Raw genomic sequence first — 12,772 nt, 5'->3', positions numbered from 1 at the left:
GAGGGGAGGAGTGTGGGGCTTGATGGATGCTGAAACAAGTTCAGCATGACGCTTAGGCTATGTCGTATAACCACCCAGACCAACTTCCCTCATGAATGCGCAAGAGGTCCTGTCGCCAAGAAAAAGGGCCGCGAACCATGATCCGCAGCCCTTTCTCATCTCTTCCGCGCCGCGAAGGAAAGATCAGTCTTCCTTTGCCGCCTTCTTGGCCGGGGCCTTCTTCGCGGCGGGCTTCTTCGCCGGAGCGGCTTCCGCCTCGGCCCCGTCATTCTCGGCAGCATCCGCCTTCTTGGCGGCGGCCTTCTTGGCCGGAGCCTTCTTCGCGGGCTTGGCTTCCTCGCACACCTCGGCGGCGGTTTCGCCTGCGTCGTCGGCCTTCTTGGCGGCGGCCTTTTTCGGCGCGGCCTTCTTGGCGGGCTTGTGATCATGGTCGTGATCATGGTTGCAGTCGGGGCCATGGACATGCGGCTTCACGTCGCCATCCTCGGCCTCGATCGCGGCTTCCAGCTCTTCCTTGCTGACGGCGCGGTCGGTGATCTCCGCCTTGCCGAACAGGAAGTCGACGACCTTGTCCTCATAGAGCGGCGCGCGCAGCTGGGCGGCGGCCATCGGCTCGTTCTGGATATACTGGACGAAGCGCTCGCGGTCCTGCGGGCGATATTGCTGCGCCGCCTGCATGACGAGGCGCTGCATTTCCTGCGCGCTCACCTCGACGCCGTTGGCCTGGCCGATTTCCGACAGCAGCAGGCCGAGGCGCACGCGGCGCACCGCGATGGCGCGATAGTCTTCCTTCTCGGCCTCCAGTTCCGCCTTGGCGGCTTCCGGATCTTCCTCATGGCTCGCTTCATGCTCGAGCTGCGCCCAGATCTGCTGGAACTCGGCCTCGACCATTGAGGGCGGCACGTCGAAATCATGCGCCTGCGCCAGCTGGTCGAGCAGCTTGCGCTTCATGTGCGTGCGGGTGAGGCCGTTATGCTCCTGCTCGATCTGGCCCTTCAGCAGCTCGCGCAGCTGCTCGATGCCTTCGAGGCCCAGCCCCTTGGCGAATTCGTCATCCGCCTTCGGCTTGGAGGAGTCGAGGATCGCGGTCACCTTGATGTCGAAGGTCGCGGCCTTGCCCTTCAGCGTGTCCACGCCATAATCCTCGGGAAAGGTCACGTTGACGACCTTTTCCTCGTCCTTCTTCACGCCGACGAGCTGGTCCTCGAAACCGGGGATCAGGTTGCCCGATCCGATCTCGACCTTCATGCCCTCGCCGGTGCCGCCGTCAAAGGCGACGCCGTCGACCTTGCCGACGAAATCGAGCACGACCACGTCGCCCTTCTTCGCCTTGTGGCTGGCGGGGAATTCCTCATAGGCGCTCTGCTGCGCGGCGATGCGGCCCGCGGCCTCGTCGATCGCGGCGTCCGTGACCTCGACGGTCAGACGCTCCAGCTTCAGCCCCTCGATCGACGGCGCGGCGATCTCCGGCAGCACCTCGAGCGCGACCTTCACCTCGGCATCCTTGCCGAATTCGAAGCCCTCGTTCAGCTCGACCGAAGGCTGCATCGCGGGGCGCAGCCTGTTGTCGGAAAGCAGCTTCTGCACGCCTTCCTGAATGCTGTTGTTGAGCGCATCGGCCTGCAGGCGCTCGCCGTGCATCTTGCGGATGAGGTTCGCCGGAACCTTGCCGGGGCGGAAGCCGGGCATGCGGATTTGCGGGGCGATGCTGGCCACTTCCTTGTCGACGCGAGCGTCGATGTCCTTGGCGGGGATCGTCAGGGTGTAGGCGCGCTTCAGGCCCTCGTTCAACGTCTCGACAGTCTGCATTTTTCTACTCAACGCTTTCTAGATCTCTGCGGAATCCGTTTGGCGCAGCGCCCGCAAGCGGGAACCTCTCCGACATTGGCGGCTCACTGGTGCGGGCGAAGGGACTCGAACCCCCACATCTTGCGATACCAGAACCTAAATCTGGCGCGTCTACCAGTTTCGCCACGCCCGCATCGGTCGCCGGTCGGCGGGGCATAGAACAAGGGGGACAAAAGGGCAAGAGGGCGGGAGATTTCCGTTGCCATGGCCCCGGCGGCGCGAATCATGGTAAAGGGAAAGCCCTGTCAGGAGCCGGAGGAGAACAGGCCATGGCCTATGAAGGAGGATGCCATTGCGGCGCGGTCCGCTATCGGCTGGAGGGCGAGCCGGCCTATGTCGCGCTGTGCCATTGCAGTGATTGCCGCAGGAGCGCGGGCGCGCCGGTGGTCGCCTGGGCGGCGTTCCGGGAAGAGGCGCTCCGCATGACGAAGGGCGAGCCGCGCACGCGCAACTCCTCCGGCACGGCGATGCGCGGCTTCTGCGCGGAGTGCGGCAGCGGCCTCTTCTATCGCAATGCGGAGATATTGCCGGGCCTTGTCGATGTGCAGTCCGCAACGCTGGACGAGCCGGACCGCCTGCCGCCCGGCATCCACGTCCAGACCGCCGAGCGCATCGCGTGGATGGAAAAGGCGCACGAATTGCCCGCGTTCGAGCGCTATCCCTAAGGCGCGTGGCTATTCAGCCCATGGCGGGCTGAATATCCACACGCCTTAACACAGCTCCACATCGGAAGCCCGTGCCGCCGATCAGTTGGCCAGCGCCTTCTTCAGCAGTTCGTTGACGATCTGCGGGTTGGCCTTGCCCTGCATCGCCTTCATCGTCTGGCCGACGAAGAAGCCGAACAGCGCTTCCTTGCCGCCCTTATACTGCTCCACCTTGTCGGCATTGTCGGCGAGGATCTTCGCCACCGCCGCCTCGATCGCGCCGGTGTCGCTTGTCTGCTTGAGGCCCTTTTCCTCGACGATCTTGCCCGCCGCGTCGCCGGTTTCGAGCATGATCTCGAACACCTGCTTGGCGATGGTGCCGGAAATCGTGCCGTCGGCGATCAGCGCGAGCAGTTCCGCGCCCTGCTCCGGGCTGACCGGCGAATCATCGAGGCCGCGGCCCAGGCGGTTGAGCGCGCCGTAAAGCTCCGACAGCAGCCAGTTGGCGGACGCCTTGGCGACGTCGGCCTCGCTCTTCTTCTGGATGCGCGCGCCCGCCGCCAGCAACTGCTCGAACCAGCGCGCCGTCTCCGCCTCGGCCGTCAGCACGGCGGCATTATAGGCGGACAGGCCCAGCTCGCTCTCATAGCGCTTCACCTTCGCGTCCGGCAGTTCGGGCAGGGAGGCGCGGCATTCCTCAAGGAACGCGTCGTCCAGTTCCAGCGGCAGCAGGTCCGGATCGGGGAAATAGCGATAGTCGTGCGCGTCCTCCTTCGACCGCATCGAGCGGGTTTCCATCTTGTCCGGGTCGAACAGGCGGGTTTCCTGCACGATGGTGCCACCCGATTCGAGCACGTCGACCTGACGGCTCGCTTCCATCTCGATCGCGGCCATCACGAAGCGGACGGAATTGACGTTCTTCGTTTCGGTGCGGGTGCCGAACGGCTCGCCCGGCTTGCGCACGGAGACGTTGACGTCCGCGCGCATCGAGCCTTCCTCCATATTGCCGTCGCACGAGCCGACATAACGCAGGATCGTCCGCAGCTTGCGCAGATAGGCGCCCGCCTCCGCCGGGGAGCGCATGTCCGGGCGGCTGACGATCTCCATCAGCGCGACGCCGGAGCGGTTGAGGTCGACATAGGAGCGGGTCGGATGCTGGTCGTGCATCAGCTTGCCCGCATCCTGCTCGACATGGATGCGTTCTATGCCGATGGTCTTGACCGGGCTGTCCGGGTCCTTCTCGTCGAGCGTGATCTCGATCTGCCCCTCGCCCACCAGCGGGTGGTAGAGCTGGCTGATCTGGTATCCCTGCGGCAGGTCGGCGTAGAAATAATTCTTGCGGTCGAAGCGCGACCATGTGTTGATCTGCGCATTGATCGCCATGCCGGTGCGCACCGCCTGACGGATGCATTCACGGTTCGGCACCGGCAGCATGCCCGGCATCGCCGCATCGACGAGGGAAACCTGGCTGTTCGGTTCCGCCCCGAAAGCGGTGGCCGCGCCGGAAAACAGCTTGGCCTGCGACACGACCTGCGCATGGACCTCAAGGCCGATCACGACCTCCCATTCCCCGGTTGCGCCCTGAATGCGATAGGTGGAGTTGCTCATCGATTAAACCTTGGTCCGCTGAAAAGGATGGACGCCATAAATATAAGAATGAAGATGCCGCCTATCACGGCCTGCCACGGAGCCTGGGCGGTCAGATCGCCGATCAGCGCTATCGCCCCGCCCCCGCTGGCCAGAACGAACAGATCGCCAAGGCTGAACCGCCGCCGGTACAATATGGGCAGGCACATCAGGCCGATATAGGTGGCGAGCCCCAGCGCCGTCGCCGTGGTCAGAAAGGCATCGTCCGCGCCCCCCGCCCTATGCGTCGGCAAGGTCATGAGCGCGACGAAGAGGCCGATCGTGAACATCAGCCAGCCGGATCTGATCTGCGCGATCTGCTGCCCCAGCCACATGGCCTACCACCATTTCTCCGGCCGCGCCGCAAAGCCCGCCCGTTCCTCCAGCGCCAGCGCGGCGTTGAGCACGCCCTGCTCGTCGAGCGGGCGGCCGATGATCTGGAGGCCGAGCGGCAGCCCTTCGGACGACAGCCCGCCCGGCACCGACATGGCCGGAAGGCCCGCGAGGCTCGCGGGCACGGTGAACACGTCGTTCAGATACATTTCCAGCGGATCGGCCTTCTTCTCGCCCAGCGCGAACGCCGCCGAGGGCGCGGTCGGCGTCAGCAGCACGTCGCACTGCTCGAACGCCTGCGCGAAATCCCGCGCGATCAGCGTCCGCACCTTGCACGCCTGCGTATAATAGGCGTCGTAGAAACCCGCCGACAGCACATAGGTGCCGATCAGGATGCGGCGCTTCACCTCGTCGCCGAAGCCGGCGGCGCGGGTGGCGGCGTACATGTCCTGCAAGCCCGCCCCATCGGGCAGGTCGCGCAGGCCGTAACGCACGCCGTCATAGCGGGCGAGGTTGGACGATGCCTCGGCCGGCGCGATGATATAATAGGTCGCCAGCGCATATCTGGTATGCGGCAGCGACACCTCGACCACATCGGCGCCCGCGTCCTTCAGCCATTCAACACCGCGATCCCACAGCGCGGCGATCTCCGCGTTGAGGCCGTCCGGGCGATATTCCTTCGGAATGCCGACCTTCTTGCCCTTGAGGCTGGACGACAGCCCCGCCTCCAACTGCGGAACGGCCAGGTCGAGGCTGGTCGCGTCCTTCGGATCGAACCCGGCCATCGCTTCGAGCAGGATCGCATTGTCCCTGACCGTGCGCGCCATCGCGCCCGGCTGGTCGAGCGAGGAGGCGAACGCCACCACGCCCCAGCGCGAGCAGCGGCCATAGGTCGGCTTGATCCCCGCTATGCCGGTGAAGGCGGCGGGCTGGCGGATCGAACCGCCGGTGTCGGTGCCGGTCGCCGCCGGGCAGAGCCGCGCCGCGATCGCCGCCGAGGACCCGCCGGAGGAGCCGCCCGGCGTCAGCTCCTTGCCGTCCTTGCCCTTCCAAGGGGAAACGACATTGCCGAAATGGCTCGTCTCGTTGGAGGAGCCCATGGCAAACTGGTCGAGGTTGAGCTTGCCCAGCATGCCCGCGCCCGCCTGCCACAATTTCGCGGAAACGGTGGATTCATAGGTCGGCGTGAAGCCTTCCAGCATGCGGCTCGCCGCGCTGGTCTGCACGCCTTCGGTGCAGAACAGGTCCTTCATGCCCAGCGGCACGCCCGACAGCGGCTTCAGATCGCCCGCCGCGCGCGCCTTGTCGGCCGCGTCGGCGGCCTCCAGCGCCTTTTCCGGCGTTTCGACGATATAGGCGTTGAGCGGGCGCCCGGCCTCCACCGCGGCGTTGAACGCCTGCGCCACCTCGCGCGCGGAAAAGCCGCCCCGCGCCACGCCGTCGCGGATCTCCGCGAGCGTCAGATCGGTAAGTTCGGTCATTATTCGATCACCTTCGGCACGGCGAAAAAGCCATGTTCGGCCTGCGGCGCATTGGCCAGCACCTTGTCGCGGATCGCGCCGTCCGTCACCACATCCTCGCGCAGGCGCAGATGATTGGGGATCACGGCGGTCATCGGCTCCACCCCGGCCACGTCGACCTCGCCCAGCTGCTCGACCCAGCCGATGATGGAGTTGAGTTCCGGCACCAGCGCATCGGCCTGCGCATCGGTAAGGGCGATGCGGGCGAGGCTGGCGACCTTTTTGACGGTGCTGCTATCTACGGACATGATATTTCGTTGCTCTACCCTGTTGCGGCCCCGCGCGCGACAGAAAGCGCCGGACCATGTGCACGCCAGCCGCGCTAGCATCCGGCCCACGATCCATCAACCCCAACCATCGCCCTCTTGCCAATGCCGCCGATGATGCACAAAACGCAGGGGCGGAAGCCGGGACCGCACTTGCCCCGGCGTGATTTTTATGTTGCGATGCACAATATGGAGCAGCGATGGCAGCGCGGAAATTCCTATACGTCGTGGCGGCGCTCATCGTGCTGACGCTGGGGTCCGCGCTCGCCTATCGCTTCTGGGGCCAGCAGATGCTGGGCGCGGTGATGGTGCCGAGCGCCCGCTTTGCCGCGCCGAAGCCGCTCACCGCCGCCGATTATGCCGACCGCGCGCTCTGGCTCGCCCGGCCGGATATCGCCGCCGGCAACGAGGCGCTGTGGCTGCCCGCGGGCGCGAAGCGCACGCCGCCCGGCCCGGCGGCGATATTCTACGTGCATCCGACCAGCTATATGGCCCCGTTCAACCGCGCCCGCTGGAACGCGCCGCTGGAGGACCAGGAAAGCCTCGACACCGCGCGCCGCTTCATGATGGTGCAGGCCAGCGCCTTCACCGAGGCGGGGCAGGTGTGGGCGCCGCGCTATCATCAGGCGCATTTCGGCGCTTTCCTCGAACCCAAGGACGCCGCACGCAAGGCGATCGAAGCTGCTTATCGCGATGTCGCCGCCGCCTTCCGCGCCTTTCTCGCCGCCAATCCGGCAGGCCCCGTGATCCTTGCCGGGCACAGCCAGGGGTCGCTGCACCTGCTCCGCCTGCTGAAGGAAGAGGTCGCGGGCAAGGAGGTCGCGGGCCGGATCGTCGCCGCCTATCTCATCGGCTGGCCGGTATCGCTGACCGCCGACATTCCCGCGCTCGGCCTTCCGGCGTGCGCGCGGCCCGATCAGGCGGGCTGCATCCTCAGCTGGCAGAGCTTCGCCGAGCCCGCCGACCCGGCCGCCGTGCAAAAGGCCTATGGCTGGTATCCGGGCATGACCGGGCGGCCGCGCGAGGGCACGCCGATGCTGTGCGTCAATCCGCTGACCGGCACGCAGGATGCCGCCGCGCCGCCGCAGGCCAATCTCGGCACGCTCGGCCCGTCGGTCCAGCTCGACGGCAAGGATGCGCGCCTCCTGCCCGGCGCGGTCGGCGCACGCTGCGGTTCCGGCAAGGAAGCCGGCTTCCTGCTGGTCGGCACGCCGCCGCAGCTCGGCCCCTATGTGCTGCCGGGCAATAATTATCATGTCTATGATTACGCGCTGTTCTGGGCCAATATCCGCGCCGACGCGACGAAGAGGCTGACGGCATTTCTGGCACGACCGCATTGATCACCACCGACCGCGCCGCCTTCCGCGAGGCATTGCCCATGGGCGGGCGCCTGATCGGCATGGACGTGGGCAGCAGGACCATCGGCCTGGCGCTGTGCGACGCGGGCTGGACCATCGCCAGCGCCGCCCACACGGTGACGCGCGGCAAGTTCACCAAGGACAAGGCGAAGCTGGCCGAGTTCATCGCGCAGCAGCAGGTGAAGGGCATCGTCATCGGCCTGCCGCTGAACCTCGACGGATCGAACAGCCCGCGCAGCCAGGCCAGCACCGCCTTTGCGAAGAACATGGCCGACCTCGGCCTGCCGATATTGCTGTGGGACGAGCGCTGGTCGACGCAGGCCGTCACCCGCATGATGATCGACGCCGACACCAGCCGAGCCCGCCGCGACGAGCTGGTCGACAAGCTGGCCGCCAGCTATATTTTGCAGGGCGCGATCGACGCGCTGACCATGGGGTGAAGAAATGGGGCCTGAAAGAAACCGCGCCGCCCGCCCCCCTCTTGCGCCGGTTCGACGGCTCGCCTAGAGCCTCCCCATGCCCAGTGGAACCGTAGAGTCACCGCCCTCGACCCTTGTCGGCCGCAACCTGTTCCCGCACAGGCATTTGCTCGGCATCGCGCCATTGAAGCCTTGGGAAATCCGCTTCCTGCTCGATCAGGCCGAACATTGGGTCGGCATCAACCGCTCCGGCACGCGCAAGCATGACGACCGGCTGAAGGGCCTGACGCAGATCAACGCCTTTTTCGAGAACAGCACGCGCACGCTGCTCTCGTTCGAGATCGCGGGGAAAAGGCTGGGCGCCGACGTCGTCAACATGCACGCCGCCCAGTCGAGCGTGAAGAAGGGCGAAACGCTGATCGACACGGCGGTGACGCTCAACGCGATGCGCGCGGACGTGATCGTCATCCGCCACGGCAGCTCCGGCGCGGTGCAGCTGATCGCGGACAAGGTGGACTGCCCGGTGCTGAATGCGGGCGACGGCTGGCACGAGCATCCGACGCAGGCGCTGCTCGACGCGCTGACGATAAGGCGGCGGCGCGGCTATATCGAGGGGCAGATCGTCACCATCTGCGGCGACGTGCTGCACAGCCGGGTCGCGCGGTCGAACATGCTCAGCCTCGCCGCGCTGGGTGCGCAGGTGCGCGTGGTCGCGCCGCCGACGCTGATGCCCGCCGAGGTCGAGTGCATGGGCGCGACGCCCTATACCAGCTTCGACGCCGCGCTCGACGGCGCGGACGTGGTGATGATGCTGCGCATCCAGAACGAGCGGATGGACGGCGGCTTCATCCCCTCGACGCGGGAATATCACCGCCTCTACGGCCTGACGCCGGAACGGCTGGCGCTGGCCAAGCCCGACGTGCTGGTGATGCACCCCGGCCCGATGAACCGGGGCGTGGAGATAGACAGCGCGGTGGCGGACCACCCGGATCATTCGGCGATCACCGAACAGGTGGAAATGGGCGTGGCGGTGCGCATGGCCTGCCTCGACGTGCTGACGCGCGGACGGCGGGGCGTGGAGGGATGGTCTTGACCATCCCGACCTGTGAAGACTCGGGGATGGTCTTGACCATCCCGACCGACGAGGACGCAGGGATGGGCTTGGCCACCCCGACCGGCCAACAACGCGGGATGGCCTTGCCCCCGATCCGTCACCCCAGCGCAGGCTGGGGTCTCATGCCTTGGCGCGCGCCGTCTCCTGCGATGCCAGCCTGCGCTGGCATGACGGAAGACAGGATGATCCGCACAGAAAAAGAAGGATGGTGATGGGCACGAACCGCAAGATCGCGATCACCGGCGGGCTGCTCGCCGATCCGGCGCGGGAAAGCGCCGCGCCCGGCACGCTGCTGATCGGGGGCGACCGCATCCTTGCCGCCGGTCAGGTGGACATACCCTCCGACGCGGAGCGGATCGATGCGGGCGGGCTGGTGATCGCGCCCGGCCTCGTCGATCTCGGCGTGTTCCGTACCGACAAGCCCGCCTTTCATTTCGGCGGCATCACCCGCGCCGCGCTGATGCCGGACCAGTCGATGCCGCTCGACGATGTCGGCCTGATCCGCGAGGCGACGCGCAAGGGAAAGCCCGATTTCTGGGTCCATCCGATCGCGGCGGCGACGCGCGGCCTCGCCGGCAAGGAAATGGCGGAAATCGGCCTGATGCAGCAGGCGGGCGCGAAGGCCGTCGCCACCGGGCGGCAGTGGATCGCCGATTCGGGCGTGATGTGGCGCATTCTCTCCTACGCCAGCGGCCTCGGGCTGACGGTGATTTCCCACGCCGAGGACGGCGGCCTTGCGGGCAAAGCGGTCGCGACCAGCGGCGAGACGGCGACGCGCCTAGGCCTCGCCTCCGCCCCCGCCTGCGCCGAGGCGATGGCGATCGCCCGCGACCTGGCGCTGCTGCGCAATACCGGCGGGGCGCTGCATTTCCGGCTGGTGACGACCGGCGCGGGCTTCGACCTCATCCGCGCCGCCAAGGCCGAGGGGCTGAAGGTGAGTTGCGGCGTGTCGCCTTCCTATTTCATGCTGTCCGACAATGCGGTGACCGATTACCGCACCTTCGCCCGCATGTCCCCGCCGCTGCGCTCGGAGGACGACCGCAAGGCAGTGATCGCGGCGGTCGCCGACGGCACCGTCGACGTCATCACGTCGAGCCACGACCCGTGCGGGCCGGAGGACAAGCGCCTGCCCTTCGCCGATGCCGAGCCGGGCGTCGCGGGGGCGGAGACGCTGCTGGCGCTGTCGCTCAACCTGGTGCGCGACGGGCATCTGGGCATCACCGCGCTGATGCGCCTGCTCGCCGCCAATCCGGCGCGGATATTGGGCGTGGACGCGGGCGATTTCACGCCGGGCAGCGCGGCCGACATCATCTTCATCGATCCCGACGCGCCGTGGATCGTCGACAGCGCCCGCATGGCGGCGGCGGCGGGCAACACGCCCTTCGACCGCATGCCGGTACAGGGCCGCGTCCGCCGCCTGATGAAGGGCGGGATTTTTTACTGAGATTTTTCCGTCACCCCGGCGCGGGCCGAGTCGGGGCCATGACGCGCGCCGCCGCCTCAGATGCCAGCCTGCGCTGGCATGCCGAGAAAAAGCGAAGTTGCGAGCGGCCCCCACCCGCTCACGACAGGTCACAAAAAAGGGGGCCATTGCAGCCCCCTTTTCTCCCCTTTTCCTTCGCGCGCCGTTCAGCGCATCGCCAGCTGCTGCGGCTTGATCTTCTGCAACGCCGCCGCCCAGCGGGCAGGGGCGGCTTCGGGGCCGCCGAGGCGGACGAAGCAGGCGCCGCCCTGCGCGCGGATGCTGGCGCACAGCCGGTCGGCTCCGGCGCGGTCGCCAAAGCCCGCCATCGCTATGCGGTAGAAGGGCCGGCCGTTGACCGACGCCGCGCTCTCGATGATCGGAAAGCCCTGAAGCGACGCATTGTTGCGGATGAAATGGGCCTGCCCCGCCTTTGCCGCCTGCGGCGAGGAGAAGGCGCCGATCTGCACGACCCAGGACGATCCCCGCTCCGGCTCGACCGGGTTCCAGCGGCTCGCGGGCCGCGCCGCCGGTATCGATGCGCGCAGCACCGGCACCGGCTTCGACCGCTGCATCGGCACCGGCACCGCCGCCGCGGACTGGCCGCCATCCAGCGTGGCGGCATTCGCCAGCTGCGGGGTTGCGAACGGCGCGGGCATCGGCGCCTGCGAGACATTATCCTCATTGGCCGCCGCGATCATCGACAGCGCGGCGGTGTCCGCGCTGGCCGCGGCGGTGGCTTGCGCCATCTGCACCGGCGCCTGCGGCTTCGCCCCCAGCGCGAGGCGGACCGGCAGCCCGGCATCGTCGCCGCGCGGCTGCACGCCGATCATCGCCACGACGCGCGCGCTTTCCGCGCCCGGCTGCGCCGTCTGCGCCCAGTTCATCACCCGCTTCGAGGCTTCCAGCGGCGGCAGGTCCAGCGTCGCCATCTGCCGCGCCTCGGTCCAGCGGCCGGACAGCGCATAGGCATAGGCCAGATTCTGCCGCTCCTTCGCGGTGGCGGCGGGATCGTGAATGGCCTGCGACAGGATGCGGATCGCCTCGTCGGGATCGCCCGCCATCGCCATCGCCAGCCCGTAATCGGCGGCGGAAAGATGCTCGATATGGCCGGACAGCAGGTCGCGGGCGCTGTCCGCCTGCCCCTGCGCTGTCCGCACCAGCGCCAGGTTTACGATGGTGCGCGGGTCCTCGCTGCCCAGCGTCAGCGCGTCCTGAAAGGCGGCCTGCGCCGAGTCATAGCGCCCGGCGAGCAGATAGGCCCGGCCCAGCAGGCTGCGCCATGCGGCATTGTCCGGCTCGGCGGCGACGGCGGCCTCGGCGATCTCGACCGCGCGGACCGCATCCTTCGCACGCAGCGCCTTTTCGGCATCCTGCGCCTGCGCGCCCGCCATGCGGGCGACCTTGTCGGCCTGATTTTCCATCCGCCCGATCAGCCCCGTGCCGCTGCACCCGGCCATCGTGCCCATGATCATCAGCGAGGAAGCGGCAAGGCGCAGAAAAGCCCTGTCTTTCAGCAGAGAATTTTCCATGAGGGAGTCCATTTCCATCATCGGGATTTACGGTTTCCGGCGCGCGCGCCGCCCTCGGCCCGAAGGGCGGGCAGCTGGTCGGCCAGCGCGTCGATCTGGGGTTGGTCGGCGAGGCAGGCGTCGAGCGCCTCGGTCACGATCTGCTGCGCGCTGCGCCCGGAAAGGATGCAGGCGAGGCGAAGGCGCAGGTGCCGCTGCGGGTCGAGCCGCAGCGTGAACGCCGCCTTCTTGCGGCGCGGCTGAAGCGCCTTGAGCGCCGCGGCCTGCGCCGGGACGGTAACGGTCCCGGCGGCGCGGCGCTTCGGCAGCGGGGCCAGGGCCGGGGCTTTTGCTTCCGCGCTTTCCTCCGGGGAAGAGGCGGAAAGCGCCACTTCCAGCCTTTCCCGCTGCTCGACCGGCGCGGGGCGCGCGGCCTGTTCGCGGGGGGCGGCCTCACGGTCGCGACCGGCGATCACCAGCGGCGGCGGAACCGGATGGCCTTGGTCGAGATCCTCGCCCATGTCGTTCCATCCCAGATCGTCCTGCACCGACAGCGGCAGGGTGGGCACCGGCATGGAGCCGGCATGGGGCCGCCGCATCGCGGGACGGGCGGCGCCCTTGCGGGCGAGAAGGCTGGCGGTCAGCGAGGCGAGAGGCCGGGTTTCCATCGC

General features: G+C 67.7%; 12 protein-coding genes and 1 tRNA gene. 5 read left to right on the top strand and 8 right to left on the bottom strand.

Going from position 1 to position 12,772, the window contains the following annotated elements; translation table 11 throughout:
* Positions 1-183: 183 nt before the first annotated feature.
* Together tig and GGR43_RS05405 are read right to left on the bottom strand one after the other, a co-directional pair.
* Complete coding sequence (gene tig, locus GGR43_RS05410; protein WP_188070942.1) at positions 184-1,809, bottom strand: trigger factor; 1,626 nt, start codon at positions 1,807-1,809, stop codon at positions 184-186.
* An 87-nt stretch (positions 1,810-1,896) separates the two neighbouring features.
* Positions 1,897-1,981: transfer RNA gene (locus GGR43_RS05405), tRNA-Leu, on the bottom strand.
* Positions 1,982-2,117: 136 nt separating this feature from the next.
* Between GGR43_RS05405 and GGR43_RS05400 the strand changes: the two genes are divergently transcribed.
* The gene (locus GGR43_RS05400) at positions 2,118-2,513 is read left to right on the top strand and encodes a GFA family protein (protein WP_188070941.1); all 396 of its coding nucleotides are present in this window, start codon (positions 2,118-2,120) and stop codon (positions 2,511-2,513) included.
* Between the two features lie 81 nt (positions 2,514-2,594).
* Here the strand turns inward: GGR43_RS05400 and gatB are convergent, their stop codons facing one another.
* From gatB to gatC, 4 genes are read right to left on the bottom strand one after another with little or no spacing between them, the layout of a single operon-like run.
* The gene (gene gatB / locus GGR43_RS05395; protein ID WP_188070940.1) at positions 2,595-4,100 is read right to left on the bottom strand and encodes an Asp-tRNA(Asn)/Glu-tRNA(Gln) amidotransferase subunit GatB; all 1,506 of its coding nucleotides are present in this window, start codon (positions 4,098-4,100) and stop codon (positions 2,595-2,597) included.
* Positions 4,097-4,453, bottom strand: a complete 357-nt coding sequence (locus tag GGR43_RS05390) for a hypothetical protein (RefSeq protein ID WP_188070939.1) — start codon at positions 4,451-4,453, stop codon at positions 4,097-4,099. The genes gatB and GGR43_RS05390 overlap by 4 nt, the downstream gene beginning before the upstream one ends.
* A gap of 3 nt (positions 4,454-4,456) precedes the next feature.
* Positions 4,457-5,932 carry an Asp-tRNA(Asn)/Glu-tRNA(Gln) amidotransferase subunit GatA gene (gatA, locus tag GGR43_RS05385; protein WP_188070938.1) on the bottom strand — a complete coding sequence of 492 codons (1,476 nt, stop codon included), beginning with the start codon at positions 5,930-5,932 and terminating at the stop codon, positions 4,457-4,459.
* Positions 5,932-6,219 (bottom strand): Asp-tRNA(Asn)/Glu-tRNA(Gln) amidotransferase subunit GatC, encoded by a 288-nt coding sequence (gene gatC, locus GGR43_RS05380; protein ID WP_188070937.1) that lies wholly within the window; start codon positions 6,217-6,219, stop codon positions 5,932-5,934. Before gatC ends, gatA begins: the two co-directional genes overlap by 1 nt.
* Positions 6,220-6,437: 218 nt before the next feature.
* Here gatC and GGR43_RS05375 point away from each other — a divergent pair, with 218 nt between their 5' ends.
* The 4 genes from GGR43_RS05375 (at position 6,438) to GGR43_RS05360 (ending at position 10,572) form a co-directional block, all read left to right on the top strand.
* Positions 6,438-7,577, top strand: coding sequence for a DUF3089 domain-containing protein (locus tag GGR43_RS05375; protein WP_188070936.1), 1,140 nt, complete (start codon positions 6,438-6,440; stop codon positions 7,575-7,577).
* A 38-nt stretch (positions 7,578-7,615) separates the two neighbouring features.
* The gene (ruvX, locus tag GGR43_RS05370; RefSeq protein ID WP_188071180.1) at positions 7,616-8,035 is read left to right on the top strand and encodes a Holliday junction resolvase RuvX; all 420 of its coding nucleotides are present in this window, start codon (positions 7,616-7,618) and stop codon (positions 8,033-8,035) included.
* A 76-nt stretch (positions 8,036-8,111) separates the two neighbouring features.
* The gene (locus GGR43_RS05365; RefSeq protein ID WP_188070935.1) at positions 8,112-9,107 is read left to right on the top strand and encodes an aspartate carbamoyltransferase catalytic subunit; all 996 of its coding nucleotides are present in this window, start codon (positions 8,112-8,114) and stop codon (positions 9,105-9,107) included.
* Positions 9,108-9,339: 232 nt separating this feature from the next.
* A complete protein-coding gene (locus tag GGR43_RS05360; RefSeq protein WP_188071179.1) occupies positions 9,340-10,572 on the top strand; it encodes a dihydroorotase in 1,233 nt (410 codons plus the stop codon).
* Positions 10,573-10,757: 185 nt separating this feature from the next.
* On the opposite strand, the gene GGR43_RS05355 is transcribed toward GGR43_RS05360, so the two are convergent.
* Positions 10,758-12,122, bottom strand: a complete 1,365-nt coding sequence (locus tag GGR43_RS05355; RefSeq protein WP_246343356.1) for an SPOR domain-containing protein — start codon at positions 12,120-12,122, stop codon at positions 10,758-10,760.
* 17 nt (positions 12,123-12,139) lie between these two features.
* Positions 12,140-12,769, bottom strand: coding sequence for a hypothetical protein (locus GGR43_RS05350; protein WP_188070934.1), 630 nt, complete (start codon positions 12,767-12,769; stop codon positions 12,140-12,142).
* Positions 12,770-12,772: the final 3 nt, after the last annotated feature.

The organism is Sphingobium jiangsuense (assembly GCF_014196495.1).
Taxonomy (GTDB): Bacteria; Pseudomonadota; Alphaproteobacteria; order Sphingomonadales; family Sphingomonadaceae; genus Sphingobium; species Sphingobium jiangsuense.
Note: the sequence above shows the minus strand (reverse complement) of the source record. Positions and strands in the feature narration are given on the sequence as shown.